Origin of the sequence: Brevibacterium permense, from assembly GCF_025506275.1 — a bacterium.
Classification (GTDB): Bacteria; Actinomycetota; Actinomycetes; order Actinomycetales; family Brevibacteriaceae; genus Brevibacterium; species Brevibacterium permense_A.
In genome coordinates this window covers 177532-203036 of sequence record NZ_QYCP01000095.1, presented here as the reverse complement: position 1 = coordinate 203036, position 25505 = coordinate 177532, and the positions used below count along the sequence as shown (strand labels likewise).

General features: G+C 59.6%; 27 protein-coding genes and 2 pseudogenes. 12 read left to right on the top strand and 17 right to left on the bottom strand.

The window, feature by feature from the left end; translation table 11 throughout:
• Window positions 1–58: 58 nt before the first annotated feature.
• From D3I60_RS17230 to D3I60_RS17215, 4 genes are read left to right on the top strand one after another with little or no spacing between them, the layout of a single operon-like run.
• Window positions 59–1114, top strand: a complete 1056-nt coding sequence (locus D3I60_RS17230; RefSeq protein WP_276584695.1) for a 2-keto-3-deoxygluconate permease — start codon at window positions 59–61, stop codon at window positions 1112–1114.
• Window positions 1115–1140: 26 nt separating this feature from the next.
• Window positions 1141–3789: a UxaA family hydrolase gene (locus tag D3I60_RS17225; protein ID WP_262777917.1), complete on the top strand. Its 2649-nt coding sequence runs from the start codon at window positions 1141–1143 to the stop codon at window positions 3787–3789.
• A gap of 43 nt (window positions 3790–3832) precedes the next feature.
• On the top strand, window positions 3833–5170 hold the full coding sequence (locus D3I60_RS17220; RefSeq protein ID WP_262777915.1) for an NAD(P)H-dependent oxidoreductase: 1338 nt from the start codon (window positions 3833–3835) through the stop codon (window positions 5168–5170).
• A 36-nt stretch (window positions 5171–5206) separates the two neighbouring features.
• Window positions 5207–6109, top strand: coding sequence for a fumarylacetoacetate hydrolase family protein (locus D3I60_RS17215; RefSeq protein ID WP_262777913.1), 903 nt, complete (start codon window positions 5207–5209; stop codon window positions 6107–6109).
• Between the two features lie 366 nt (window positions 6110–6475).
• On the opposite strand, the gene D3I60_RS17210 is transcribed toward D3I60_RS17215, so the two are convergent.
• The 9 genes and pseudogenes from D3I60_RS17210 to D3I60_RS17175 form a co-directional block, all read right to left on the bottom strand.
• Complete coding sequence (locus D3I60_RS17210; protein ID WP_262777911.1) at window positions 6476–6901, bottom strand: hypothetical protein; 426 nt, start codon at window positions 6899–6901, stop codon at window positions 6476–6478.
• A 7-nt stretch (window positions 6902–6908) separates the two neighbouring features.
• Window positions 6909–7229 (bottom strand): hypothetical protein, encoded by a 321-nt coding sequence (locus D3I60_RS17205; RefSeq protein ID WP_262777909.1) that lies wholly within the window; start codon window positions 7227–7229, stop codon window positions 6909–6911.
• Window positions 7226–7549 carry a hypothetical protein gene (locus D3I60_RS17200; RefSeq protein WP_262777907.1) on the bottom strand — a complete coding sequence of 108 codons (324 nt, stop codon included), beginning with the start codon at window positions 7547–7549 and terminating at the stop codon, window positions 7226–7228. Before D3I60_RS17200 ends, D3I60_RS17205 begins: the two co-directional genes overlap by 4 nt.
• Window positions 7550–7578: 29 nt before the next feature.
• Window positions 7579–8160: a hypothetical protein gene (locus D3I60_RS17195; RefSeq protein ID WP_262777905.1), complete on the bottom strand. Its 582-nt coding sequence runs from the start codon at window positions 8158–8160 to the stop codon at window positions 7579–7581.
• A 140-nt stretch (window positions 8161–8300) separates the two neighbouring features.
• Window positions 8301–8498, bottom strand: a pseudogene (locus tag D3I60_RS19410) (toll/interleukin-1 receptor domain-containing protein); the annotation flags it as partial.
• An 8-nt stretch (window positions 8499–8506) separates the two neighbouring features.
• Window positions 8507–9082 carry a recombinase family protein gene (locus D3I60_RS17190; protein ID WP_262778020.1) on the bottom strand — a complete coding sequence of 192 codons (576 nt, stop codon included), beginning with the start codon at window positions 9080–9082 and terminating at the stop codon, window positions 8507–8509.
• 175 nt (window positions 9083–9257) lie between these two features.
• Window positions 9258–10298 (bottom strand): DUF4062 domain-containing protein, encoded by a 1041-nt coding sequence (locus D3I60_RS17185; RefSeq protein WP_262777904.1) that lies wholly within the window; start codon window positions 10296–10298, stop codon window positions 9258–9260.
• Window positions 10299–10410: 112 nt separating this feature from the next.
• A complete protein-coding gene (locus tag D3I60_RS17180; protein WP_262777903.1) occupies window positions 10411–10689 on the bottom strand; it encodes a VRR-NUC domain-containing protein in 279 nt (92 codons plus the stop codon).
• A 21-nt stretch (window positions 10690–10710) separates the two neighbouring features.
• Window positions 10711–10989, bottom strand: a complete 279-nt coding sequence (locus D3I60_RS17175; protein WP_262777901.1) for a hypothetical protein — start codon at window positions 10987–10989, stop codon at window positions 10711–10713.
• Window positions 10990–11941: 952 nt separating this feature from the next.
• Between D3I60_RS17175 and D3I60_RS17170 the strand changes: the two genes are divergently transcribed.
• The 4 genes and pseudogenes from D3I60_RS17170 to D3I60_RS17160 all read left to right on the top strand — a co-directional run bounded on the left by D3I60_RS17170 (window position 11942) and on the right by D3I60_RS17160 (window position 14184).
• Window positions 11942–12139, top strand: coding sequence for a hypothetical protein (locus tag D3I60_RS17170; protein WP_262777899.1), 198 nt, complete (start codon window positions 11942–11944; stop codon window positions 12137–12139).
• Complete coding sequence (locus D3I60_RS17165; RefSeq protein WP_262777897.1) at window positions 12139–12657, top strand: TetR family transcriptional regulator C-terminal domain-containing protein; 519 nt, start codon at window positions 12139–12141, stop codon at window positions 12655–12657. Before D3I60_RS17170 ends, D3I60_RS17165 begins: the two co-directional genes overlap by 1 nt.
• A 282-nt stretch (window positions 12658–12939) precedes the next feature.
• Window positions 12940–13125 (top strand): annotated as a pseudogene (locus D3I60_RS19405) (J domain-containing protein); the annotation flags it as partial.
• Window positions 13126–13239: 114 nt separating this feature from the next.
• Window positions 13240–14184, top strand: coding sequence for a nuclease-related domain-containing protein (locus D3I60_RS17160; protein ID WP_262777895.1), 945 nt, complete (start codon window positions 13240–13242; stop codon window positions 14182–14184).
• Window positions 14185–14470: 286 nt separating this feature from the next.
• Here D3I60_RS17160 and D3I60_RS17155 read toward each other — a convergent pair whose 3' ends face one another.
• The 4 genes from D3I60_RS17155 to D3I60_RS17140 all read right to left on the bottom strand — a co-directional run bounded on the left by D3I60_RS17155 (window position 14471) and on the right by D3I60_RS17140 (window position 17718).
• Window positions 14471–15238 carry an SDR family NAD(P)-dependent oxidoreductase gene (locus D3I60_RS17155; RefSeq protein ID WP_262777894.1) on the bottom strand — a complete coding sequence of 256 codons (768 nt, stop codon included), beginning with the start codon at window positions 15236–15238 and terminating at the stop codon, window positions 14471–14473.
• Window positions 15239–15277: 39 nt separating this feature from the next.
• Window positions 15278–16192, bottom strand: a complete 915-nt coding sequence (locus D3I60_RS17150) for an MBL fold metallo-hydrolase (protein ID WP_262777892.1) — start codon at window positions 16190–16192, stop codon at window positions 15278–15280.
• A gap of 63 nt (window positions 16193–16255) precedes the next feature.
• Window positions 16256–17179, bottom strand: coding sequence for a quinone oxidoreductase family protein (locus tag D3I60_RS17145; RefSeq protein ID WP_262777890.1), 924 nt, complete (start codon window positions 17177–17179; stop codon window positions 16256–16258).
• Between the two features lie 167 nt (window positions 17180–17346).
• Window positions 17347–17718, bottom strand: coding sequence for a GNAT family N-acetyltransferase (locus D3I60_RS17140; RefSeq protein WP_262777888.1), 372 nt, complete (start codon window positions 17716–17718; stop codon window positions 17347–17349).
• A gap of 932 nt (window positions 17719–18650) precedes the next feature.
• Between D3I60_RS17140 and D3I60_RS17135 the strand changes: the two genes are divergently transcribed.
• On the top strand, window positions 18651–20024 hold the full coding sequence (locus tag D3I60_RS17135; RefSeq protein WP_262777886.1) for an NADP-dependent succinic semialdehyde dehydrogenase: 1374 nt from the start codon (window positions 18651–18653) through the stop codon (window positions 20022–20024).
• A gap of 262 nt (window positions 20025–20286) precedes the next feature.
• Here D3I60_RS17135 and D3I60_RS17130 read toward each other — a convergent pair whose 3' ends face one another.
• On the bottom strand, window positions 20287–20442 hold the full coding sequence (locus D3I60_RS17130) for a hypothetical protein (RefSeq protein WP_262778025.1): 156 nt from the start codon (window positions 20440–20442) through the stop codon (window positions 20287–20289).
• Between D3I60_RS17130 and D3I60_RS17125 the strand changes: the two genes are divergently transcribed.
• Together D3I60_RS17125 and D3I60_RS17120 are read left to right on the top strand one after the other, a co-directional pair.
• Window positions 20374–20532 carry a glutaminase gene (locus tag D3I60_RS17125; protein WP_262778018.1) on the top strand — a complete coding sequence of 53 codons (159 nt, stop codon included), beginning with the start codon at window positions 20374–20376 and terminating at the stop codon, window positions 20530–20532. The two genes, D3I60_RS17130 and D3I60_RS17125, sit on opposite strands and share 69 nt — an antisense overlap.
• 198 nt (window positions 20533–20730) lie before the next feature.
• Entirely contained in the window at window positions 20731–21048 is a 318-nt protein-coding gene (locus D3I60_RS17120) for a hypothetical protein (RefSeq protein ID WP_262777884.1), read from the top strand.
• A gap of 323 nt (window positions 21049–21371) precedes the next feature.
• Here the strand turns inward: D3I60_RS17120 and D3I60_RS17115 are convergent, their stop codons facing one another.
• The 3 genes from D3I60_RS17115 to D3I60_RS17105 form a co-directional block, all read right to left on the bottom strand.
• Window positions 21372–21962 carry an NADPH-dependent FMN reductase gene (locus tag D3I60_RS17115; protein ID WP_262777882.1) on the bottom strand — a complete coding sequence of 197 codons (591 nt, stop codon included), beginning with the start codon at window positions 21960–21962 and terminating at the stop codon, window positions 21372–21374.
• A 963-nt stretch (window positions 21963–22925) separates the two neighbouring features.
• A complete protein-coding gene (locus D3I60_RS17110; RefSeq protein WP_262777881.1) occupies window positions 22926–24098 on the bottom strand; it encodes an NAD(P)/FAD-dependent oxidoreductase in 1173 nt (390 codons plus the stop codon).
• Between the two features lies 1 nt (window position 24099).
• Window positions 24100–24420 (bottom strand): 2Fe-2S iron-sulfur cluster-binding protein, encoded by a 321-nt coding sequence (locus tag D3I60_RS17105; protein ID WP_262777879.1) that lies wholly within the window; start codon window positions 24418–24420, stop codon window positions 24100–24102.
• Between the two features lie 129 nt (window positions 24421–24549).
• On the opposite strand from D3I60_RS17105, the gene D3I60_RS17100 reads away from it, so the two are divergent.
• Window positions 24550–25500 (top strand): LysR family transcriptional regulator, encoded by a 951-nt coding sequence (locus tag D3I60_RS17100; RefSeq protein ID WP_262777877.1) that lies wholly within the window; start codon window positions 24550–24552, stop codon window positions 25498–25500.
• The last annotated feature ends 5 nt before the right edge of the window (window positions 25501–25505 follow it).

The window sequence follows — 25505 nt, the reverse complement described above, 5'->3', positions numbered from 1 at the left end:
TAAAACTCAAAAAGAATGACAGCCCCATTCTTCCTGAACTCGAGTCAATGGAGACACGATGAGAATTCTGCATTACGTTCAAAAAGTGCCCGGCGGGTTAATGATCATCCCGTTGCTCTTAGGCGCAATAGTCAATACATTTGCTCCCCAAGCCCTCGAAATTGGAGGGTTCACTCAAGCACTCTACAAGGACGGCGCACTGGCCATCATCGGCGCATTCCTCGTCTGTATGGGCGCGCAGCTTCCCTACAAAGCCACCGGCCCAGTTGCGGAGAAGGGGTTTGCGATCCTGATCGGCAAATTCATCGCCGGCGTCATCGTTGGTCTCATCGCAGGTTTCTTCATGCCCGATGGCACTATTTGGGCGCTGACGCCACTAGCGATCATCGCCGCGATGACAAACTCCAACGGCGGACTGTACGCGGCACTGACCTCGGAGTTCGGCAACAAAACAGACCGCGGAGCCATCGCTGTCATCTCCCTCAACGACGGTCCGTTCCTGACGCTCGTTGCTCTAGGTGCCGCAGGCCTCGCACAGATTCCCGTGCTCGCCTTCGTCGCCGTCCTCGTCCCAATCGTCGTCGGGTTCATCATGGGCAACCTCGATCCCGAGATGAGGAACTTCCTCAAGCAAGGCGAGAAGTTGCTCATCCCATTCTTCGCGTTCCCACTCGGCGCGGGCATCGACTTTAAAACTCTCATCATGGCCGGCCCTCCAGGCATCCTTCTGGGGCTTTTCACTCTCATTATCTCCGGCGGACTGGCTATGCTCACCCTCCACATGGTCCATGTAGTTCGTCGCCGGCCCCCGCATAGACGAAACATCATCTCAGGAGCTGCCGAGTCGTCAACGGCCGGTGCTGCAGTGGCTACGCCAGCAGTCGTTGCTGCAGCCGACCCAACGTATAGCCAGATCGTTGATATGGCGACAGCGCAAGTGGCGGCATCGGTGGTCACGACCGCCGTGCTCACTCCCATGCTCACGGTGCTTATCTATAGGTGGCAGCTCCGTCGAGGAATCGATCCACGCAATGAAAACGAAGAACTCGAAGACGCCGGGACCGTGCAACCGGTCGATGTAGAAGAAGCCCAATCTCCAACTCGCCCCGACTAGATCCCACGATCAAGTAAGGAGTCGTCATGAAACCCAAATTCCTAGTGCCGGCCGCAGGAGATAACGCCGGTATCGCTACGCGCCGGATCGAGGCTGGCGAGACAATCACTGTAGGTGACACGGATTACACCGTTTCTCACGTCGTTCCCAAGGGCCACAGACTTTGCATCGAACAAATGGAACCTGGGCAATCGGTGCTCTCCTGGGGGCTGCCGTTCGGGCACGCAACGAAAACCATCCGGCCCGGTGACTATCTTTGCAACTTAAAAATGGAACAAGTCCTGAAACTGCGCAACCTTGAAGACTATCCTGATGGACTCGTCGTTAATTTCGCCGATCGCGACACCACGAAAACACGCAGCCTGCCCAAGCAGCAGATCATCGCCCCGAATGACGTCATGGCCAGGCCCGATGCAACCTTCGAAGGGTACTGGCGAGGACCAGCTCGTGGGTGGGGTACCCGCAACTATGTCGCGCTCATTGGCGTGACTTCTCGGTCGCGCTCATTGGTGCTGTCTGCGACTGAACGATTGAAACGCCTTGACCTGCCCCACGTTGATGGAATCGTGCCCGTTGTCCACACGGAAGCCGGCGGCGATAACGAGTTCCACAACCGCGACCTCCTGATCCGCACACTTAGCGGTTTTGCACTCAACCCTAACCTCGGTGCAGCGATATTCGTAAACGACCCAGATTCGCCTTTGTCTAACGCCGATATTCTTGCTTACTTGTCCAGATCCGGCGGAATTGGCGAGAGCATCATTCGCTACTTCCTCGACACCTACGAGTTCAATGACGGAGTCGACCGGCTCGTAAATATTGCTGATAAACTCGCTCACCGCATCACTAAGTTTGAACGAGCTACTGCGCCACTGAGCGGCTTACGACTCGGACTCCAATGCGGAGGCTCTGACGCATTTTCCGGTGTCACAGCCAACCAAGTCCTCGGACACGCCGTTCAAACAATCATCTCCCAAGGCGGTACTGCCAACCTCGCTGAAACAGACGAACTGATAGGAGCCGAAGAGTATGTGCTCAGCAAAGTCGCAAATCCCGAAGTTGCCGAACAGTTCATTGAGAAACAGGACAATTTCAAAGCGTATGCACGTATCCATGAGCAAACTGCTGAGGGAAACGTCTCAGGTGGGAACATCTACCGCGGCCTGTACAACATCACCTTGAAATCAATTGGTGCTGGCCGGAAGAAGCATCCTCAGACGTCTATCGACCACGTCATCGGGTACGGCGAATGCATGTCCGATCCCGGCTACTACTTCATGGACAGTCCAGGGAATGATTTGGAGAGCATCGCGGGCCAGGTCGCATCAGGTGCAAACATCATCTTGTTCACGACTGGCAACGGATCGATCACAAACTTTCCTTTTGTGCCAACGATCAAGATCGTTACAACAACCGAACGGTATATGCAGCTGGAAACCGACATGGACTTCGATGCCGGACGGCTCCTCGATGGCGAGCCGATGGCTGCCGCAGGCGAACGACTCTACGACCTGACCTGTGCCACTGCATCAGGACATGTAAGCAAAGGCGAGAAGACGGGACAACACCAGGTACAGATTTGGCGGGATTGGTATCAAGACATTGAAAGATGTCCGACTAGCTGGGGAGCATCCAGAGATACCCCTGAACCTGATGGCCTGCCCCTGGTCCCGACAACGAATGTTGAATCCATCGCGGCGGGAACACACAACATTTCCTCGGAGAACCTGCTCATTATTCCGACCAGCTTGTGCTCGGGCCAGGTAGCAGAACAGATCGCGGAGAAGATCAACGCTGAAAGTGACGAAGCCAAAGGACACGTGGTCGCCCTTCCGCACACTGAAGGCTGTGGAGTGTCCGGGGGCAACGCAGAAGAAATCTACACCCAGACCATGATGGGATATGCCAAACACCCTAGTGTCCGATTCGGTGTGTTCTTAGAACACGGTTGCGAAAAAACACACAACGATTACTTTCAGAACCTCCTCAAATCTCACAACATCGACCCGAGCCGATATGGTTGGGCAAGCATTCAAGGTGCTGGGGGAATCACAGCCGTCACTGACACCGTTCAAGACATCCTCTCACGACCTCCAGAAACGACCCGAACTTCCGAACCAGTCGCGAAGACACTGCGCACCGTGGGAATCTACACCGGTGACAATCTCAGCGTTGAGGCAGTGCAAGCCGCCACTTCACTAGTCAAGACACTACTTTCCAATGACATCAGTGTCGTGCTGAGCTTGACTGACCCGTTGCTGGCATCAACACACTTCTGCGACGAGCTTGGCATCGAGACAGTGCGATCGACGACAACATACGGAGGAGGCCTGCTCGAGCCGGGTCTGCACGTGATGGAGGTCAGCAAAGCCGATTGGCTGGAAATTGCCACCGGTATTGGAGCGACTGGTGCACTCGCATTCGCAACATTTCCCAACTACCGACCACTGCAGCCGCACAGAATGGTGCCCACGCTGCAATTTGGAACAGCGGAGAGCCCGCGCGCGGCCGACTTCGATCTTCATCTGACCCAGATTTCAGATTCGACTGAATTCAAACTATCAGCAATGTCTCTTCTCGAGAGAGTAATCTCGGGCGACTACGTTCAGAAGATCGAAGCAGTCCCGAACGTTGGATTCCAAATATCCCGCGGTAAATGGGGCGTCTCACTCTAATCGTCATACGCAGAATCTATCTCAAATTGTAAGGAGAATAACTATGTCACGACTCATCAAAACCGCACTGGACACACGCGCCTCCGCGGGACGACCCATTCGAGTGGGCTTCGTCGGATCCGGACGGATGGGAACCGGAGCCATCTGCCAAATCGGAAAGATGTCAGGAATGGAAGTCACGGCCATCGCGGATATCGCACCCGAGCGTGCAACTGAAGCATTCGTGAAATCAGAAGTTCCGGAATCCGATATTGAACTGGCAACGAGTCGAGACGATGCCGAAGCCGCGATCGCCGCTGGCAAGCGCATCTCCACCGCCGACTGGCGACTGCTCCTCGCTCTCGACATCGATGTCGTCGTTGAAGCGACAGGGAACCCTGAAGTGGGCGCACAAGTGGCATTGGAAGCCATCCTCAACGACAAGCACATCGTCATGCTCAACGTAGAAACTGATGTTGTCGTCGGATCCATCCTCAGTTCCATTGCGGCCAACAAAGGTGTGGTCTACACAGTGTCCTCCGGCGATGAACCTGGCCTCATCGCAGAACTCTACGACCGATACGCAGGACTTGGATTCGAAATCGTCGCCACAGGCAAGTCACCTTCGAGTATTGGGGAGTACGACAGATACGCAACTGTCGACTCGGTACGCGCTGACGCTGAACGAATGGGGATCAACCCACATTTCCTCGTAACCTTCAGAGACGCGACCAAGACCATGATCGAGATGGCTGCTGTATCAAATTACACTGGGATGCGCGCAGACGTTCGTGGAATGCACGGTCCCATTGCTGGAGTCGAAGAGATCTCACGCTTCTTCCGTCCAAAGTCTGTTGGCGGAGAGCTGAACTCGACCGGAGTCATTGACTACGCCCGCCCACTGAAAAACGACGACGGTACAATCGACTTCTTCCGCTCCGTGACACCTGGAGTCTTCATGGTCATCTACACCGACAATGAACAGATCCGCGCCGACTTGGACTACCTCGACGTCTACGGCAGCGATGGCTACTACGTGATGCACACCCCATACCATTTGGTATCGAACGAAATTCCACTCTCGATCGTCCAGGCTGTCGAATTCGGCGAACCGACTGTCTACCCCAAACAGGGCCTTGTCTCAGAGGTATTTGCAGCGACAAAGATTCCTATGTCAGCGGGAGACACCATCGACGGAGCCGGTGGGTCAACCGTTTACTCCCTAGTCGACGATTTTGAGACTTGTAAATCAGAAAACATCGTTCCACTGGCGCTGCTCACAGACGCAAAGCTCAAGTGCGACGTCGAACCCGATCAGATCATCACCTACGACATGGTCGAGATCAATACCAGCACCTCGCTCTACCACCTCAGAAGCCTCCAAGACTCGATGGGCAAATAGACCACGAACCACTCACCTTTAGACCAAGGAAACAAGATGCGAATCGCAAATCTCAACGGACGCGCTATCGCCGTCCGAGGAACTCACGAGGGACTCTTCGGTGTTGACATCGCCGAGTCAAGCAGCGGCCAATTTCCTCCTGCAGCAATTGACCTAACCGCGCGAATTCCCGAAGTCGTGGCGTGGGAAGCTTCACTCAAAGACTCAGCTTTCACAATACCAATCACACTCCCAGACCTGATGACTCCGATCCCAAACCCTGCGCAAATCTTCGCGATCGGCATGAACTACGCCGATCACGCAACTGAAGTCAACATCGACCTTCCAGAAGTTCCAGCCGTCTTTACCAAATTCGCTTCCTCGCTATCTGGCCCGACTGGGCGTGTACGAATGCCCTCTGACCAGGTGGACTGGGAAGTAGAACTTGTGGCTGTCATCGGTGCAGGTGGCCGCAACATCTCTCGCTACGAGGCCCTGGAACATATAGCGGGTTACATGATCGGCCAAGATCTATCCGACCGAAAACTGCAGTTCGCGGGAGGTACAGCGTCACAATTCTCCCTAGGCAAATCATACGAAGGGTTTACGCCAGTTGGCCCTTGGATGACAACCGCAGACGATATTTCGAACCCAGGAAACTTGACTATGACATGCTCGCGACAAGACCAGGTCCTCCAAAGTGGAACGACTAAGAACTTGGTCTTCGACCTTCCTTATCTAGTAGAACATCTGTCGACTGTTGTTGAACTCCGTCCTGGAGATCTCATATTCACTGGAACGCCGGATGGCGTCGGCTTTGGACGTGATCCAAAAGAGTTCCTAGTCGCTGGAGACGAGCTAGTTAGCACGATCGAGGGCCTCGGCGAACTCCGACAGACCTTTGTTGCCTCTAACCCTCTCGCTGACGAGACCAATGAAATGGAACTCGAACACGCCTAACACGCCTGGCCCCACTCTAATCAAATCTCCTCGATTCAGCGTGTCCATGTTTTGTATGCAGAATGCGGAGTCGAAGCGGACATGCTGTCAAACGGGATAGGAGATTCCTGGTGTCGGAGAGATCTCCTTCTCGGGACGAGACTGAGGCTCCCGCGCTCATGCGGGGGCCTCAGTCTCGTAACTCTGTCTCGCTGGGCCCCAACCGAGACTGACTTGTTGGGACGAGCGATGTTGCGTGTCATGACGTTGTCGACGCCGTGCAGCGTGACAGGCTCCTGGAGAAGTGAGCGTCCGGCAGCGCTTCCACTAGCGAGCAGTGACGCCAACGAGGATCCAGCCGATCCCCTAGTTGGGGAGTGTCCCTCTCTATCGCTGCCGAGCGATGAACGGGTCCGCTTCCGCAAGGACAGCCTTCACGTCCGATCCGCTGAGCTCGTCGACGAAGAAGATCCGACAGCCGATCTTGTTGAGCGATGTTCCGATGACGAGTCCCCTTGCCCGGTCCGCAATCCAGAACCGGTCGTGGAAGTCATTCGACTCGACCACAGTGACCTCGAGTTTCTGGCCTTGAGCATGCAACTGATCGAGGACGGCAGTCCGTACCGTCCCATTGTTCTGTGAAGAGCTCACAACCGCCGTGATGTGCAGGCCGTCCGCCAGCGCCGGCGCGATCATCTTCGCGACCGACGCGGCGTAGGCGTGACAATCGCTCTTCCGGGAGCCGGTGAAGAGGAAAGGATCGGTGATGAGGAGCTCTGAGGTCGGCGCGAGCTTCCCAATTCGGTCCGACATCCGTTGCTCAGCGGTCTTTGGGGGGCTCCTTGGGAGAGATATCTTCCTTGATCCAGGTCAAGTTCAAGAAGAAGCTGGGTCCCTCGTCGACGAGGCGCTCCTGGATCTCCTCGAGCGAGCAGTCCGTTCGCCGGAACAGCATCCGGTAGCCGATCTTCTCCTCATGGGCAGCGAGCTCGAGGCAGTCGTCGTGCGTCAGCGTCGGCTCGAACTGGAACGAGTTCCACGGGCCGAAGTGACGGGATTCCCCGTCATCCTCGAACTGGACCGGTTCCGTCGTTGGCCCCGGACTGGCACCCGAGCCCGCGCCAGGAGTTGCATCGGTCATTGGTCATCGCCTCTCTCCAGCGCTGAGTTCATGGCCGTCCTGATCTCGTCGGCCAGCTTGTCGATCAGCTCGTCGACCATCTTGCGGCAGGTCGCGTGGTCGTCCTCTTCGTGGCAGGCGCGCACGGCCGCGTCGTCGACGTCAATCTCCACGGCGGGGCCGTCCCGCCGGCTGGCTCTGATGAAGAGCCGCTCGTAGCCGTTCGTCCGACTGCCGACCGTGACCTCGACCGGGGCGTCCATGGGCAGCTCGCTCTCGGCCTCGCGCACGGCGGCGCGCGCCACATTGATCGCGTTGATGGCGAAGAGGTCGCCGGTCATGGAGCAATCCTCCTAGGTCTCGCTCAGCGTTACGAGTTCGAGACCACGCGCCAGCGAATGTCGACGTACGGCGCGACGTACGACTCGCCGTTGACCTCTCGTTGAACGGCGAGGAGGTCGACGACGCTGAGCATCCCGTGCTGATTCATCAGTACGACTCGCTGTCCTGCGTGTGCCACGACGTAGAGACCCCGGGCGAGCTGGCTCTCGAGCGCCGAATCGGAGATGCTGTCCTCCCGCACCACGCCGACGGCTTTTATCGGGTCCCGAAGTACGTAGACGGAATCGTGCCCACAACCTGAGATCATGAGAGCATTCTCAGCCTCTCCGTGCCCCCACCGGAACGTCGTCGAGGGGGCGTCCTCGAACATGAATCGTTCACTGCCTTCCAGCGCAGGACTGCGCCAGTGCGACGGGTCATTCCTCAGTTCGTGGCACTCGAGCCGGGCGGACCGCTCGCGCAGGACGGAGATGGGCGTAGCCGCGTCCTTGTTCGCGGGCAGGCCCTCGAGCCAGCGCCAGAGTTCGTCCACCTGCTCCGACCCCGGGAAGTCGTCCGTGTTCGCCGAGTCATGGTTGAACGAGAACCCCTTGGGCTTGTGTTCGTCCAACCAAGACGGTGTCGTATGGTCGAGGTTGTCCTTGAACAGGACCGAGAGCCAAGTCGTCGGCCGCGAGGGATGCGCTTCGCGCAGCCAGCGGTTCTCGGTTCCGACGCCGGATTCGGGGAGGTTATCCGCCGTGCCACATAGTTGTCGTCGACGATCATGAGCACGTGGTCGGAGTCCACAACTCGCCGCATAAACCCGTTGAGGCTGTCACCGTAGCCGACATCGGCGTCGACCAGCACGTCGTACCCTAACGCTTTCAAGTGTGCCGCGAGCAAGCGGACCCACTGCCGGTGCTGATCTGACGTCCAAGCGTACGAGAGGAAGAGATCTGCAGTCATGACCTGCCTCAAGCCTCCTGCTCGACGGCTTCGAGAGTGCTGTGCTCGGACAGCGCCCCATGCACCGCGCCCACGGAGACGCCTACCCCCGACGCGATCTCGCGGATCGACTCGCCCTTGTCGCGCCGGGCGAGGATGGCCGCGCGCTTGTCGTCATCGATCACCCGTGGGCGACCGCCGACCCGGCCTCTCTTTCTCGCCGCCTCGAGGCCGTTCCGTGTCTTACGCACGATGTCGCGGCGACGGTCCTCGGCCAGGGCCAGCGCCATGTCGAGCACGAAGCTGCGCTCCGTGTGCTCGCCGGAGGCGATGCCCTCGAGCACCTTGACCGCGATGCCGCGCTCGAAGAGGTCGTTGAGGGCGATGAGCCCCTCCAGGAGATTCCTGCCGAGCCGGTCGACCTCCTGCACCGTGAGCATGTCGCCCTCGCGCAGGTAGCCGATCGCCGCCTGCAGTCCCGGTCGAAGGTCGACCGAGAGCTTCCCGCTGACCTTCTCCTCGAAGACCCTCACGCAGATCGGGTCGAGGGCGTCGTACTGGCGCTCGGTCTCCTGTTTCTTGGTGCTCACCCGCACCAGGCCCACCAGTGCCACGGTCGTCTCCGTTCATCAAACGTGTTCATCTACTGGTGTCGAGCCCATAGGTTGTTGAACGGGTTTGTGAACAACTAACGCGCAGAAACCTGCACTCAAGCCGAGGTCGTCTCGGCGTTCAGTATCAGACCGTTTATTGAACGAGTCCGCGAGTAGACGAAGCGTCTCAGTCGTGAGCGCGAGCACTGCTCGGCACGGCCCGAAGCGCGACCAGGTAGTCGTCACCCGCCGGCGTCAGCTTCCAGTACACCGCCTTGTCGCTCACCGTCCGCTTCTTCGTTCCGGTCGTGATGAGGCGCAGTGCCCGCAGCTGGACGATGATTGAACCCCACGACTTGTCCGAGATCTCCACAGACTCGTTGGACATGGCGTCTGTCCATCCTTCAGGGTCAGCCTGGATCTCACTGAGCATGTGACTGTTAAAGGTGCGTCGCAGGGAGGGTTCAGGGGCCTCGTCGATCATGAACGGCCCAAGAACCTCCATGATCTCGTCCCACGTGTACTTGAGATCACCGAGCTCTTCGATCCGTCGGTGGCTGCTGCTGTAGCCCTTGTGTACCAGGGCAACCTCGACCTCTTCCTGGCCGTGGGCAAAGCTGCTGTCGATCTCCGAAGCCGCGATTTTTCCAGTCTCGATCTCCTGCTTCTCTAGCTTGGCGATCTTCGCTTCGAACTCTGCGATCTGGACCTTCGTCTCCGAGGTCATCGCTTGGTCGCCTCGCACCCAGCCGGGCCGCGGATTATTCTTGATCAGGTGCAATAGGCCGCGAGTCACCTTCGACCCGAGGTCCTCAGCGTTCTTCCACTCTTTGGTCATGCGATTCTGGACCTTGGCGCGGAACTCGTCGAGCTTCTGCGCCGCCCCGTCGTTCTTGTCGGTCTTGCCGATGGGAATCCCGTCCACGTCGGCTGGCACGAAGCCCATCACGGGTATCCCGAGCTCGATTGCGTAGTCGTACTCCTTCTCGGTGTAACTGACACCCTCTTCCGTGACGGAGCCGTAGCGACCACCGAGGACCACAAGGTAATAATCGCTCTGCTCGATAACACCCTTGATCAACGTCCACTGATCATCGTTGCCTGCGGGAAAGAGTTCCATCCCCGCAGGCATACAGTCCATCTCAAGCAGTGCCTGCATTACCTCTCGACGTTCGTCGATGAGGTCGACGAACGTCGAACTGATGAATACCTGATACCGCTTGTCCATGGGGTACATGGTACTTGGAGCGTCCCGTGACCATTGGGATTCGGCCTACGGGCACTATCTCGGGCGGGTTTGCATGATGGATGTAGTAGACCCCGATGGACATAGCACTGAACTACCTCGTGGCAAGGTGCTCGACCAGCTCGTCGACGCCTGCCACGGTGTCGACGACGTGGACCTCGGCACCGGCCCGTCGCATCTTCTCGATGATCTCCTCCTGCAGCCGACTGAGTCTCCCACCGGGTCGCTTCGTCTCGATGAACACGGTGCCCATCGGCGTGACGACGACGCGGTCGGGGACGCCGGCTCGGCCGGGCGAGGTGAATTTCATGCAGAGGAAGCCCATCTGCCGGCACCTGTCCAGGAGATGGGCTTCCACATCGTGCTCGAGCATCAGCGATCGACTCTCGGTGTGTCAGAAGATGAAGTCAGCCGCGGTCTCGCCGGCGTCGGCGCACATGCGGGTGAAGCTCCCCGTCTCGATGTCCGTGCGGGAGGTTGCGACCTCGCTGAAATTCTTCAGGGTATCGTCGGTGATCTCGAGCAAGATCGACTCGGCGGCGACGTTCTCGATCGGCGACGCGCCGATCCAGGTCGCCTTAAACGAAGTGTCCTCGCCGCCGTCCTGGTGCTCGAGAGTCGCGACGCCCTCAGACTGGGTCTGTCCGAGGCAGTCGTGCAGCGAGTACGGCACCTCGCCGGCCTCCTGACCGACGACCCACCGTTCGAGTTCCGGGCTGAACGCCTGGATCCACGGTCGTACTGCACCTGCCCGTCGTCGACGCCGTGATCGACCGTCTCGCCCGCCGACTCTTTCTGGCTGCCCTCCACGGCGTTCTCTTCGCTGGACTCCTTGGTCGGAGTCTCCCGCTCGGTCGACGGTGCCCAGGTCGCCTGGGGCTGCTGACCTTGCGCATCAGTGGGCACGCGCTCGACCACGCAGGCGGTCAGGGCGAGGGCTGACAGCGCCAGGCCCGCCGTGGCGGGGGTGATCTTCGTGGTCTTCATCAGACGCCTCACTTCTTGTTCTTCTGGATGAGCTGGCCGACCTTGCGTCGCACCACACGCTGGATGGCCCCCCGCAAACTTCGGCGGAACGGTGAGCACTGCGCCCGCGAAGCCGAGCAGGAGCGGGATGATCTCTACCAAGCCGCCACCTGGCGGTTGTCATTCGTTGTCTCGACCGTGACGCCGCAGGTCTTCATCGCTTGGAAGGCGGTCCGCCAATTGTTTGGCGGTGTCATTCTTCCAGCCGCATCCGTAGTCAGGCTCTGCTTTGCTGGCTCATCGCATTTGAGGGTGTAGTCGCGGATTTAATCTGGTGACCTCGGCGCACTCTTGTTCTGGCTCGAAATCCGTGGCCGGGTCGAAGCTGGTGTCACCATGTTTGATCATCCAGCCCAGCGTGATGTCCTCCGTGACCACGAGCCGTCGTATCAAGCTTCCTTTTCCGGTCGATGGGTTGACCAGGATCCCTCGTGTCGGTGAGCACCCCGCACGACTGACGTTGCTTCACCGGCTGGGTTCATGACCCGCTCGGCAGAGCCAGCCCGACCCTTCCGCGATAGGGGCGAGAGTCTGACTTGACCGACATCCCATCCGGCCATACAGTCGTACGGTACGATCGTACAGAGATTGGAGATGCTGTGAGTAAGCACGTATGGGCATTTATTGTCGGTGCAGTCATGATCATCGGGGGCCTGGTAATGTTCTTCGTTTTCCTTGACGTCGAAACCCCGGTTATCGGTTTACGCCAAGCCGGCCTGGTGATCGCGGTGCTCGGCGTGATCGAGATCGTCGCGACCGGATGGTCGATGATCGTGGCGAGAGGACAGCAAGACTGATGACCGTCCCCCGCCTACTCGACGGCGTGCTGACTGTGCTCGCCGAGCAAGGAATCGGAGCTCTAAGCGTCCGCAGTGTCGCCGCAGCGGCGGCCGTATCGCCGGCGCAAGTGCAGTATTACTACCGCACGAAGAGCGAATTGGTGCGCGCAGGCTTCGAATACGCGGGAGAACAGTTCCTCGCAGATGTGGTGGCCGCACAGCCCGCCACGCTGATGGACTTCGTGCAGCAGTGGCTCCCTTTGGACGATCAACGCGACCGCCGCGCCCGTGTCTGGCTCGCCTACGCCGCGCTCTCAGCCGGCGATGCCGAGCTGGCTGCTGCCTCGGCTCAGCTCGATGAAGAACTTCGTCGATGGTTCATCGACCAAAACCTCTCGAGCCACGCGGCCTCGCAGCTCTTCGCTATGATCGACGGAGTCACTATGCAGTGCCTCATGTTGCCTCAATCAGAACGTCGATCGCTCGTTGAGCGCACAATAGTGCCTTTCGTATCGAGTCTCGGGTCGAACTCATGAGGAATGCAATGGGCCCGGCACGATCCTCGCGCTCGGCCAGTGCCAGCGTGGTGGGGTCACTATGACAAGGTTGTCAGCATCGCTGTTGCTCAGATCTGTGGTGCGTTGAGAAGAGACTGAAGCAGGACTGGTGACTCCGCAAATGGTGAGTTCGCGTCCGTGCGACTTCGAACCCAGCATCTACAGCCGGTCTTGGCTTGTGTGCGACCACCGGTTGCATTGCTCAGAAATTTGTAGAATGCCAAGAGACGTCGTCCGCTCGAGCTGCAGATCAGGAAACCCATGGCCCACACTGCTGGTATCACCCTTTACGAAACCCTGGGCGTGGACCCGAGCGCATCCCAAGACGAGATTCGGAAAGCCCATCGCAAGCTCTTGCGAACCGCGCACCCTGACTCAGGTGGAACCGTGGGCATGTTTCGGGCCATCCAGCACGCATACGAGGTCCTCAGCGACCCTCGGAAAAGGGCGGACTACGACGCAGGCCGTCCCGCCCCCGAGACGGACAGCACTCCTCCTCCACGGCAGGAATCCCCGAAGTCGGAAGCTCCGCCACGGACCGAGCGCCGCGGTCCCGCTCCGATGGAGGACATTCCGTCCCTGCCCACGCCCGGCTTCCCCGAACCGCATTTCCTGCCGCCAGAGCACCCTCCGATGGTGAAGCAGAACACTCCTCGCTGGACCAAGATATGGGCAATCGTCGTGGGGAGCTTGGGGCTACTCCTGATTCTGTTCCAACTCGTGGGCATGTGGGCTGCCACTTCCTTCCGCCAAAGTGTGGGAGGCGACGCTGGCGGGTCGGTCACGGAATTCATGCCCCGGATTGTGGGCACGGTGATCTTCTTTCTCATCGCCGCGGCTCTGCCCTATGTGATCCTCAAGATTAAGGGCAATCGACCACCACGCGTTCCGCTGGCGACGGACTACCTGCGGCCACAGCATCTGCGGGTCCAGGAATTCGGTGTCCCCGGACAGGGCCTCAGCGCCGCTCGCTTCGGCAATCGAGCGGAACTGGGGAAGATCGGAGAAGAGCGCACGGCGGCGGTTCTTCGCAAGGCGGCACTTGAACTGTGCCCCTCCGCTCGAGTTGTTCATGGCTTGTCGTGGCCTGGTAAGGATCATGCGGACATCGACCACGCTCTGCTTGTCGGCAATGTCCTCATGCTGATTGATTCGAAGTACATGAAGGATGGCCAGTACTGGTTCGACAACGCGGACCTGTACCGCGACGGCGAACAGCTCGAGACTTTCAAACTGGGCTACGCCCTTTCGGAGATGCAGAGGCGCTTCCCCGGGGTGGCCATGAGGGGTGTGGTGGTGATGCACTCGACGACAGGGAAGTTGCAGCGCCCGACCGTGGAGATGGCCAACACTCCGCATCACCGTCGCATTGATGACACATACGCTCCGGTGGCTGTGATGAATCCTTCTGAGCTAATCAACCTGCTCCAGGCCCATATCCGCGACTGCAACGACAACGCTGTGCATGTGCCGGTACTGCGGGAGCTGTTGAGCCTATCGAAGTGAGAAAGGTCAGGCGCTGCTGCCTCGGGCGTGACAAGATCCTCGGAGGGAGTTCAGCGACGTCTGTTGTTCTCGTCGGCCAGCAGCTGACTCCACATTCGGTTGGTTCCCCGCTATGTGTCGTGGATGCTGAACGGCAGTGAGCACTCTGTGAGCAAGTCGCGAGCTGAGTCTGGGAGCGCGAGCTCGTTCAGGGGCTCGGCACCGCGCAGTTGAACTGCCGGCGCGGTGCCGCACGACCAGCGGACAGGGGCAGAGGCGCAGGGCATGATCGGCCGGACTTGGACGATCAGTGGGCCGTCTGTCCGCCATCGATCGCGAGCACCGTGCCATTGATGAAGGACGCGGAATCCGAGGTGAGATAGAGGACAGTGTCAGCGATTTCCCGCGGTTCGGCGACCCGCCCTTGCGGGGAGTAGCCCAGAACCGTCTCCCTCATCTCAGGGTCGTTGAGCCAGTCTTCGATCATTGCGGTTTGTACGAGGCCTGGTGCGATGGCGTTGACGCGGATGTTCTTCTTGGCGTAGTCGAGGGCCGCTGCTTTCGTCAGGCCGAGCACTCCGTGCTTGGATGCGGCGTACGGCGACATTCCGGGGTCAGCGATGAGACCGGCGACCGAGGAGGTGTTGACGATGCTGCCTCCGCCGGTCTTGAGCATCGCAGAGATTTCGTACTTGAGCGAATGGAACACTCCGCTGAGATCGACCGCGACCGCTTTGTTCCAGTCGTCGATGCTCTGGTCGATGAGATCGGCAGTGGGAGGCAGAGTTCCCGCGTTGTTGACGGCGATATCAAGGCGACCGTACTCGCTGACGGTCGTGTTGACCAGTGATTCGACGTCTGCCGGATCGCTGACATCAGTTAGGTGGTGAAAAGCACGTCCCCCCGCTTCGTTGACGAGAGCGGCGACTTCGTCGCCGTCAGCCTCATTGCGACTCGCGATGACGACGTTGGCTCCAGCCTGACCGTAGGCCTCGGCGATAGCACGACCAATTCCGGATGACCCGCCGGTGATGATGACGACGGCTCCCTGGTAGTCGAAGGTGACAGTTGACATTTCAATCTCCTGTTTCGTTAGTAGCAGCGGGACCCGGGTTCAGTCGGACCAGCGGACATAGAGGACCATCGCGCGAGCGTGGCTCTCAGTCCACAACTCGGTCCCTCTCATCGTTCTGTCCTTCCACCGGTCGATGATCTCGTCGGCGGCTTGGCGAGTGACCGTATCGATAATGCGTTTGATTCCCTCCTGCTCGCTGTCACGGTGTTCAGAGAGCAGCTCCTTCTCGTTGATGCTGTCGTGCAGGCGTTTGACGGTCCTGTAGATGTCCATAACGTAGTCGCGGGTGAGCTCGACATCGGAGCGCACTGCCGCGTCAGCCGTGTGCCCGCTGAGGAAGTAGTCGAAGTCGAAAGCGAGAAAACGATCGAATGCCCGCATATATGAGAAGACGTTCTCAGTGATATCGAAGTCCAGCAGCGGCACCCACCCTGGGGCCATGAGATCGATGGCGACGAGGATCTTCTCGTCCGGCAGGTAGAGCACAGTGTCGCCATCGGCGGAGTGGAAATTGTCACGGAAGAGCCTGACGTGGCGGGCACCGATGTACTCGTCAAAGGTCTTCTCGTAGGTGAAGGTCGGCAGCGGTCGAGCTGGATCGTCCTTGGCTACGAGGAACTCGGTCGTGCCCGCTTCAGCGATGATCTCGATCGCAGTATCAGGCTGGGAACCGACGACGGCTGCGGCACCGCCGATGTGGTCGGTGTGCCCGTGGGAATAGACCAACGTACGGAGGCGCTCGTCGGTGACGTCGGAGATGGCGGTCTGAATGTACGACATCAGAGGCGAAGGTGCGTCGAGAAGCACAATTCCTTCACCGGTGGTGAAGAAGATGGTTTGATAATTCCCGTTCGTCAGGAGGAAAACTCCCTCTTTGAGTTCACGGGTCAGGAACCCGGCGGAGAGATCGGTGGTGCCGATCGGCTGAACATGTTGCCTAGCTGGAGATGTCATGGCGGTCCGTTCAAATGTGAGTTGTGAGAGTAGAAGTGATTGCTAGAGGCGGGAGGAGCTCCGTTAAGGAACGAGCACGGTCTTTCCTCGGGCGTTTCCGTCGGCCATTCGTGCCCAGAAGTCTGGAAACTCTTCCAAGCCGATCGTCGACAATGGCACGTCGATCTTTCCGTTAGATGCGTACTCGGCGACCTTCTCGTAGGCGACTCGCCGTTGTTCGGCGGTGAGCAGGAAGTTCGAATGTCCTGCGAACGTGACCCCCCGATTGCGGAAGGCGGGGGCACTCAACTCTGTTTCTGCTCCGGCAGAGTTGCCCACCTGCGCCACTCTGGCACCAGTGCGCAGGTGTTCGACCGTGGCTGCCAGCGGTGGTCCCCACAGGGTGTCGATCACGACATCGAACCCGTCGGCACTGGCCTCACGCAGCTGAGTTGAGGTCGTCGAAGCCGAAGAGATGTCGACCGGCACCACACCGATCGATGATAAATCCGCGATGCCCTCGTCGTTGCGGGCGGTGCCAGCGACCAGGGACGCGCCTTCAGCGATGGCGGCCTGAGCGGCGATACGTCCCACGGTCCCTGTTCCGCCGAGGACGAGTACCCGATCGCCTGCGGCGAACTTGCCGGCGTCGAACAGGGCCGACCATGCCGCGATCCCCGGCACTCCGACTGCGGCCGCGAGGGCTGGGTCAAGTCCATCTGGTACTGATGCCGTCTCTGCACCGTCGAGTGAGACTCGTTCTGCGAACGACCCGTCAGGAGGCCGTGGTGCAGAGAAATACACGACGTCTCCGTCCGCTGTCTGGGCGACCCCCTCGAATCCGAGCGTGGCCTTAGCGTCGAGCTTCCGGAACGGAAGCTTTCCACCGGCGATTGCGAGATCGACGGGATTGATGCCGGCAGCGAGGACTTCGGACGAGACGTTCGGCGTATCAATCTCGCCGAGCTGGACGGATTTCGATGTTCGGCCTTTGCGTATAACCTTCATTTCCTACTCCTCGAGTTTTGATTCCAGTTGTTGTCGACCAGCGCTCTTCTTCAGCTCTCGATCCTCAGCAGTGCTCCGCGTCCTTGGCCTAAAGCAGCTGCCTGAGTGAAGATCGAGATGAGTGTGGCTGCCCTTTCACTGATGCTGGGTGGGAAGTCCGCGGTCATTCAGGCGTTCCTCTTGACTAGGTCGAAGTCAGTTGTGGTGGCGTTGCGGAATTGGCCGCCCTCAGAGCGATAGTCGTCGCCGGTCTGTTGGAGCTTTTTGACGAACAGCGGGCAGACCGGCACCACTGTGATTCCTTTTTGCCGGGAATCTGTCAGTGCCTGGGCCACCAGGGTCGAGGACAGACCTCTGCCGGAGAACTCTTCGTCAATGACCGTGTGGTAGAAGATCCGCTCTGTCGCGTCGGGACCGGCAATGAAATGGGCGCGGCCGGCGACCTGGCCGGAGTCGACTCGTATGACATAGGCCTGTCCAGCCTCGTCGAGGTCCACGGTGACTTCTGCCCCGTGGGAATCTTTGAGTGTGTCGCTCATTCTTCTCTCTCCTTTGAGATGCGGTGGAAGTGATGTGTTGTGCAAGTAGGAAGCTGCGGCGGTAGCGACACAAGCTGGCGTTTCGGTGTCGTCAGGGCCGCCTTGAATCTGTGGGGGAGGATCCTTCCGGGCCCGGCAGGCCTCTGGATCGGCACACCCCTTTGGACTGATCAGTCTCGGAATCGCTCACCCCGTCGCCCGACGTTTCCTGCGTTCGCACTTCGCAGCGCGGTTCACGCCATCGTTAGGATTTGGTCGAACGCTGCCCATGAGAGCGCTGGACTGCAAAGGACTCCGTCTAGATCGGCGAACGCCGAACACACCGGATTGTGGTTCGCACGGATTGACGTCGGCCTTGCGCTCCGACATCGGTCACGACAACTGGGCCTCCTCGTTGCTTACTGGAACCAGCGATCCGTGAGAACCAAACCCAGGCGCAATTCTGCGGAACAATCGTCCTAGCGGATTCAGGTACCCCGGTCGCATCTTATGAATCTGCCCTATCTCGGCATCATCCTTGAGCCGTCGGGGGTCTCGTACACAGGTTGTTGCACGATTTGTTGCACAATCAACAATTCCATAGTTGAATAGCGGTGTCCAGCGATCGAACGAGAGCGAAGTCAAGTAGGGGCACCTGGCACACCGCGAGGAAGCGAGAACGAGTCGCTGGGCGATTGATGCGAACATCGTCACCGACCCCGGTCTGTGCCCGTCCGAGGTGGTCGTGCACGCCAAGTGATCCGCCGGGCCGGACAACTCTGTCAAGCAGCGGCGAGTTCTTGGTTTCATTGATCATGAGTTGCTGTACGACAGTGGGAGTATATTGAGCACCGTAGTCGACTGCACGGGCCAGCAGCCGAGCCCAGCATCGCTGACGCAGCCGAGTGCTGGCCGCCATTTGCACAACACTATGAAAACAGGAAGAGGACATCATGGCGATTGCTACGATCAATCCAACCACTGGAGAGACAGAACGCACTTTCGACAACCTGAGCGATGACGAACTCGAACACAAGCTGGCCCGTGCGGCAGCCGCCGTCGAAGACTATCGTAGGACGAGTTTCGCGGAGAGAGCGCGGTGGGTTCGCGCTGCCGCAGACTTGCTTGACGAGGAGTCGGTCGACACCGCGCAGCTGATGACGACCGAGATGGGAAAAACTGTTGCTGCTGCTGAAGCCGAAGTCGCCAAATGCGCTCGAGCCATGCGGTACTACGCCGACAACGCAGCGGAATTTCTCGCCGACGAACCTGCAGACGCTCCGGCCGTCGGGGCCAGTCGGGCGTTCGCGCGCTATGAGCCGCTCGGCGTCGTACTTGCCGTCATGCCCTGGAACTTTCCCCTGTGGCAGGCAATGCGGTTCATCGCACCGGCTCTCATGGCCGGCAACGTCGGACTACTGAAGCATGCGTACAATGTGCCGCAGACGGCGCTGTATCTCGAAGACGTGCTGCGTCGTGGGGGAATCCCCGATGGAGTGTTTCAGACCCTGCTGGTCTCATCACAGCAAGTCGAGTCGATTCTGCGCGACGAGCGCGTTGCGGCAGCCACGTTGACGGGCAGCGAGCCGGCGGGTCGTTCTGTTGCTGCCATCAGTGCCGACGAAGTCAAACACACCGTCCTTGAGCTTGGTGGCAGCGATCCGTTCGTCGTGATGCCATCCGCCGATCTGAACCAAGCTGCGGAGATCGCTGTCACCTCACGCACTCAGAACAACGGACAGTCCTGCATCGCTGCAAAGCGATTCATCGTCCACCGCGACGTTTATGAGGACTTCACCCGCCTCTTCGTTTCTCGCATGGAGGCGCTGCGTGTGGGCGACCCCAAAGATCCGCAGACTGATGTGGGACCGGTAGCGACGGAACAGGGTCGCAAAGACCTCGAGGAGCTCGTTGCCGATGCGGTGGCCCGCGGAGCGAACGTCCGGTTGGGTGGACAGCGTCAAAGCGGGCCTGGCTGGTTCTACCCGCCGACGGTGCTTGATGACATCGACGAGAGCATGCGCATCTACTCAGAGGAGGTCTTCGGCCCGGTCGCCTGTCTTTACCGAGTTGCAGACATTGACGAAGCAATTGAAGTCGCCAACGCCACGAGCTTCGGCCTCGGTTCAAACGCCTGGACTTCTGATGACGCGGAGCAGTGTCGATTCATCGCTGACTTGCAAGCCGGCGCAGTCTTCATCAACGGCATGACCACTTCTTACCCGCAGCTGCCCTTCGGTGGAATCAAACGGTCGGGTTATGGTCGGGAGTTGTCGGCACACGGAATTCGGGAGTTCTGCAATATCAAGACTGTCTGGATCGGTTGAGAGCGGCTCAGCACTGACGTCTCGACGAGGTTGCATTTCGGCACGGCGAATTCAATCGGTGGTTGCTACACCAGCAGTTCCAATCGATTCTGACTCCTCGGCAAAGACGTCTGAGACGTTCTCCACCCGAGGAATATTCAGGGTCGATTGTTCGGCGAGCAAGCGACAGCTTCGAGCCTTGCTGATCCTCACAGCGAGAGATCTGTGCCTTTCGGGAAGTACCGACGCACCACCCGATTTGTGACTTCGTCGTCGGTCTCTGCTACGGCGAATGCGGATCGGTGAAGAACATCGTCGTGCCCGGTCCGCCGACGCGGCCGCCATCGTGGATCGCGAGCTTGAGGACGTCCTGGAGTACGTCGGAGTCGAGCCCTCTGGGGAGGCCTTCAATGAGCTCTCGTTGAAGGGAGATATCCATCGGCCGAAGAATCCCACGATTAACGCCGGGCGACCAGCCGCGCACTCGTTGTTGCTGTGCACGCAGGCGTCCCCAGATGCTCGCGTCTAGTGTGCCCTCGACTTCTGTACTGGACTTCTTCTCGCAACTAGCAGGCCGGGAGCTGGACCGCGCCCATCGGAACCTGGTGTTTGCCCACATGCTGCGCAACTACGGGATTCTCGAGGACGCGGACCCGTCGGGTCCGGAGAATTCGCCCGCACGTTCGACCTCACCGACTTCCGCCCCGGATGAACCTATACTCGCACCATGCGCACCATGCGCACCATGCGCACCATGCGCACCATGCGCACCAACGCCCTTACGAGCATCCTCACCTGGCTGAAGATCGCAATAGGGGAGCTTCCCTGTGCCATCACCGGCCTCGACCTCGACTACGGATCGGAATTCCTCAACCAGTACGTCATCGAATGGGCCGGGTCGCGAGGCATTTACTTCACCCGGTTTAGGCCGTATCAGAAGAACGACCAGGCCACGACCTGGTCGAAGACCTACCACGTTGTACGCCTCTATGGGTTCGATTACCGCTACGACACTGACCTGGAACGACGCGCACTCAACAGGTGATAGCACCTAGCCAACGATCGGGTCAATGATCTGAAGCCACGATCAATCCGACCGGGTAAGGGTCGACGAGGAACGGGTAGCGCAAACGTATCTAGGATGCTCCGCGGACACCGGTCGACATGCTCCTCGACGCCGGGATGCTGGCCCCGAAACAAGTGAAGGAGATGACGGCGTATCGAGACAGTCTCAATCCGGCGACGATCGCTGCCGAGACCGAACCTGCGGTTCCTCAAGCGGTCGGCCTCCGGCCAGACCTAACGACGGCCGTCATCGACGGCCGCCTCGAAGGTTCGGCGTGCATCGGCAATCCTGATGCAGTCGATTCAGTGTTCAGCAGGGCGTTCTCGGGAAGCCTGCGCAAGCCGGTGAATGGCGGCATGAATATCTTTGGTGTAAGGAGCGACTACCGCCACCGGATCCACGAGCGTCCCCTCCGGGCCGTAGTCGCTTGGATCGAGCTCGATCGAAACGTCCGGGTGGACATGATTGGACCTGGTGACCCGCAAGACCTCACCCAACTGCTGGAGCGCGCCGCTGCCGCCGCGGCTGCGGTGACCGCCATAGCTGATCACCGTGACGGGCTTGTCATTCCACTCGGCGTAAAGGAAGTCGATCGCGTTCTTGAGCGATGCGGGGTACCCGCCGTTGTACTGTGGCGTCAGCAGCAGGACACCGTCCAGAGCGTCGATGGTCGTAGCCCATGCCCTGGTGTGCTCGTGGACGTAGTCGCCAAGTGCCGGCTGGCGCGGTTCATCGAGGAAAGGCAGGCCCACTTCCGCCAGATCGATGACCTGCAGACGTGTGCGCGGAGAGTTGAATCCTGCACGGATGGTCTCGGCGATCTGCGGACCGACCCGCGCGGGACGGGTGCTCCCGATGATCAGACCGATCTTGGCAAACTGGACCTCTGCCATGAATGCTCCTCAAATGGATTCGTAACACATTCGGCGGCGATGCGCCGGGCCGAGGGGAGGGCCACACGTCATTGTTGCACATGCACCAATCTTTGTCCTGCGGCGGCGCGACGACTTCGAAACCCTGGCCCTCACAGCGACGATAACCGGGCGCGCTCGGTGCGCGTTGAGGACTTCGTCCTGGACTCGGCCGGCGACGTTACTTGCAACGTGCGACCGATGGGTGATCGTCGTAGCGCCTCCTATCAATTTGCCCGCGAAAAGGTGCTGACGCCTCACATATGAATGCCCGCGAAACTCTCCCGTTCTTGACCCGAACACCCTTGCGCACATCCGGCCGGGCTGATGGGAACGACGCCAGAAAGAGGTGCTCGGTCTTCTCGCGTGAGCGCACCAGTAACCGGTCCTGGACCCGAGCGATCTCGGCAGCGATCGTCGCCGGACTGAGACTGTCTCGATACTTCGTCCTCTCGGCCACTTGCTGCGGCGACAAAACTTCGGCGTCGAGGAGTCGGTTGAAGGGGCCCGCGGGGGCATCGTCGACCCGTTGACGTCGCCCGTTGCATCTGATGGATCTTCGGAAACTTCGCTCATTTCTCGCCGTTGGATTCAAGGAACCTTCCAATCGAGCGGTTGAGTGTGTATCGGACTGGTGCGTGGCACTCCGAACATTATGCCGCGACGACGGTCTCACGCCTGGCAAGGTCATTGCGGGATTTCCAATCAGCCAACGCAGTGATGGTCTACCACTCGACGGAGTTGGTGACGGGTCCTGCGCACAGCTAGACGGCTCACCGAAACTCAATTTCAGCGGCCTCTACGTGGAGGGGGAACTAGTGGATCTCTCACAGTGTCAAGCCCTGGGATTCGTAGAGGCTAAGCTTTTTTGGTTTCGCAAGCAGCCGACCTCCGGTCGCAGACTGGTTGCTCCATTCCGAATGACCATTGATGGGCAAGCTCTGCTCAGGCCGAAACCATGCCCGCAGCCAGAGCGTGGCGAGCTTTCATGTGCGGCCCTGGTGCGTTGACGGTCTCAACTGCGACGAGACGACCCTCACGGTAGCGCTCGACTACGAGCCTGCCGGTATCCGTCTGCTCGACAATTCGCGATTCGTCGCTGGCCATCGATATCCCCGCGATCTGCAGTTTCATGTCACCTTGTGTGCTCCAAAACCACGGCACCGAGCAGTAGCCGTCCTTGCAGGCACCGGTGAGCACTGTCGCGAGGAAGCGTCCGTGATCGGCAGCGTTCTGCACAGATTCGACGCGCATGTCGATGCCGGCGTAACGGTTGGGGTATTTCGCGCAGTCTCCGATCGCGAAGATTCTCGGATCGCTCGTCCTAAGGTTCTTATCGACGAGGATCCCACGATCGACCTCGAGCCCGGCTGTCTCGGCAAGATTGGTGCGCGCGACCGACCCGATCGAGACGACGACCCGGCGCGTGGGGAAGTTCTCTCCGGACTTCAGGGTGATGCCCGCCACACGACCGTGCTCACCACAGATCTCGGCCACCTCGACGCCGGTGAGGATCTCCATCCCTTGCTCACGGTGACGGTCGGCGAGGGCATTGGCTGTCTCCTGGCTCACCACCCGCCCGAGGATCTGGGATCCCACTTCGGCGATAGTGACGTGGCCGACCCTCTGCGCCTGTACAGCGATCTCGAGGTTGAGGAACCCGCCGCCGATGAACACAGTGTCACCGCCGAGCTCGAAATCCGCGCGCAGCTCGTCCGCGTCACCGACAGTGCGCACGTAATGGATGCCTTCGAGATCGTTGCCCGGGATGGAGAGCTCACGGACGCTAGAGCCAGTGGCCAAGATGAGGAAGTCATAGGGCACGGTCGTGCCGTCTTCGAGGATAACGTGCTGCTGGTGCCGGTCAATCGCGATTGCCTGCTTGCCGAGGACTACAGCGATATCTGCGCGTTCGAGGGCGGCGTCGCTTTTGAGAGTGAGTGTGTCATCGCCCTCGGCGCCTGAGAGATAACCCTTCGAAAGCGGAGGCCGCTGGTAGGGACTATGGTTCTCCTCGCCGACGAGGGTGATGGGACCGGTCCAACCGCTCTCTCGCAGCGAGACGGACGCAGTGAGTCCAGCTTGGCCTGCACCGATGGTGACTATGCGCGAGTCCATCTCACACCTGGCTTTCCGGCAGATGCACGACGATCTTGTTGAAGGCTGTCGCCCCAGCGAGCTGGCAGCCGAGGCGACTGTTGTCCCGGCGCGCCTCCGCGGTGCAGTCGAGCATCTCTTCTTCGTCCTCACCGATCTCGGGCAGCTCGATGTCCGAGGTCTGCACAAAGACGTGGCAGGTTGCACACATAGCCTGTCCTCCGCACTCACCGACGATCCCGTCGACGCCGTTGACGATAGCGGCGCGCATCACACTCACACCGTCGTCGATGTCAACGATTTGTTCGGTTTGATCCGGATGGACGTAAACGATTCTCGGCATCGATGCCTCCTCAAATCCCTGCGGCCGCTACTCTGCGGACGTCACATGATCATCGTGACAGTGAACGCTAACGGGATGGAAGCGGGATTATCCGATGATCTTCCTCGGTGAATCCGTGATAATGGGTTCATGCCAGACTTCGACGCCATCCCTCCAGCCCTGCCAATGCGCTTCACCCTCCGCCAAGTCGAGTGCTTCCTCGCCGTGGCCGAGACCGGCTCATTCTCCAGCGCCGCGCAGTCCATCCGCGCCTCGGACTCGGCAGTCGCCGACTCGATCACCGCGATGGAGCGCTCTCTCGGCGTCGAACTTTTTCGCCGGCAACGCTCGCGCGGGGCCACACTGACCTCAGACGGACTCACGGTGCTGCCCTTCGCCCGTCGCCTCGCCGCCGATGGTGCCGAGCTGATGACTTCAGTGGGTCACCATGCGAACTCGATCGTCGGACCGGTCCGCATCGGCATCACCAACACACTTGCCTCGATCACCCTGCCCCACCTCATCGTCGAGGTCGAAAAGCGCTATCCTGACATCCGCATTGACTACCGTATCGACGACCTCACTTCACTGCTGGTCGCTGCGGATCGAGCAGAAGTCGACCTCGTCGTCACCTTCGACCTCGGAATGCCGCCGGAGTACCACCGTCGGTCACTCGGCGTTACCGAAGCGATGATTGTCCTCGCCGAGGACCATCCGCTGGCCTCCCGAAAGAGAATCGCCCTGATCGAAATCGCCGACGAGCCGATGATCCTTCTCGACATCGTTGCCAGCCGCACCTACACACTCGAATTGATGTCGAGCCAAGGCATCACCCCACGCGTTATCCATCGCACTGCCGACTACGAGCTCTGCCGGTCGCTCGTGGGCCGCGGGGTCGGCTATACACTCCTCATGCGACGCAACGTCTCGACGGAAACCTGGGACGGACAGCGTGTCGTCTACGTCCCCATCGACCCACCGCCGCGGCCCATCGACATCCTCGTCACGTGGCCTCGGGACCCCCTGCCACCACGGGTCAACGCCGTCATCGATACCGCCGTTGATCTCGGCGGGGAGATCGGTCGGATCATGGGTGAGTGACACTC

Coding starts and splice junctions, on each gene's coding strand:
- D3I60_RS17150 (WP_262777892.1), bottom strand. CDS start 16,192: ATGACATCTCCAGCTAGGCAACATGTTCAGCCGATCGGCACCACCGAT.
- D3I60_RS17165 (WP_262777897.1), top strand. CDS start 12,139: ATGACCGTCCCCCGCCTACTCGACGGCGTGCTGACTGTGCTCGCCGAG.
- D3I60_RS17155 (WP_262777894.1), bottom strand. CDS start 15,238: ATGTCAACTGTCACCTTCGACTACCAGGGAGCCGTCGTCATCATCACC.
- D3I60_RS17220 (WP_262777915.1), top strand. CDS start 3,833: ATGTCACGACTCATCAAAACCGCACTGGACACACGCGCCTCCGCGGGA.
- D3I60_RS17180 (WP_262777903.1), bottom strand. CDS start 10,689: ATGCTCGAGCACGATGTGGAAGCCCATCTCCTGGACAGGTGCCGGCAG.
- D3I60_RS17140 (WP_262777888.1), bottom strand. CDS start 17,718: ATGAGCGACACACTCAAAGATTCCCACGGGGCAGAAGTCACCGTGGAC.
- D3I60_RS17110 (WP_262777881.1), bottom strand. CDS start 24,098: ATGGACTCGCGCATAGTCACCATCGGTGCAGGCCAAGCTGGACTCACT.
- D3I60_RS17225 (WP_262777917.1), top strand. CDS start 1,141: ATGAAACCCAAATTCCTAGTGCCGGCCGCAGGAGATAACGCCGGTATC.
- D3I60_RS17120 (WP_262777884.1), top strand. CDS start 20,731: ATGCGCACCATGCGCACCATGCGCACCATGCGCACCATGCGCACCAAC.
- D3I60_RS17100 (WP_262777877.1), top strand. CDS start 24,550: ATGCCAGACTTCGACGCCATCCCTCCAGCCCTGCCAATGCGCTTCACC.
- D3I60_RS17145 (WP_262777890.1), bottom strand. CDS start 17,179: ATGAAGGTTATACGCAAAGGCCGAACATCGAAATCCGTCCAGCTCGGC.
- D3I60_RS17215 (WP_262777913.1), top strand. CDS start 5,207: ATGCGAATCGCAAATCTCAACGGACGCGCTATCGCCGTCCGAGGAACT.
- D3I60_RS17115 (WP_262777882.1), bottom strand. CDS start 21,962: ATGGCAGAGGTCCAGTTTGCCAAGATCGGTCTGATCATCGGGAGCACC.
- D3I60_RS17200 (WP_262777907.1), bottom strand. CDS start 7,549: ATGACCGGCGACCTCTTCGCCATCAACGCGATCAATGTGGCGCGCGCC.
- D3I60_RS17130 (WP_262778025.1), bottom strand. CDS start 20,442: ATGGATATCTCCCTTCAACGAGAGCTCATTGAAGGCCTCCCCAGAGGG.
- D3I60_RS17135 (WP_262777886.1), top strand. CDS start 18,651: ATGGCGATTGCTACGATCAATCCAACCACTGGAGAGACAGAACGCACT.
- D3I60_RS17210 (WP_262777911.1), bottom strand. CDS start 6,901: ATGTCGGACCGAATTGGGAAGCTCGCGCCGACCTCAGAGCTCCTCATC.
- D3I60_RS17230 (WP_276584695.1), top strand. CDS start 59: ATGAGAATTCTGCATTACGTTCAAAAAGTGCCCGGCGGGTTAATGATC.
- D3I60_RS17160 (WP_262777895.1), top strand. CDS start 13,240: ATGGAGGACATTCCGTCCCTGCCCACGCCCGGCTTCCCCGAACCGCAT.
- D3I60_RS17105 (WP_262777879.1), bottom strand. CDS start 24,420: ATGCCGAGAATCGTTTACGTCCATCCGGATCAAACCGAACAAATCGTT.
- D3I60_RS17205 (WP_262777909.1), bottom strand. CDS start 7,229: ATGACCGATGCAACTCCTGGCGCGGGCTCGGGTGCCAGTCCGGGGCCA.
- D3I60_RS17185 (WP_262777904.1), bottom strand. CDS start 10,298: ATGGACAAGCGGTATCAGGTATTCATCAGTTCGACGTTCGTCGACCTC.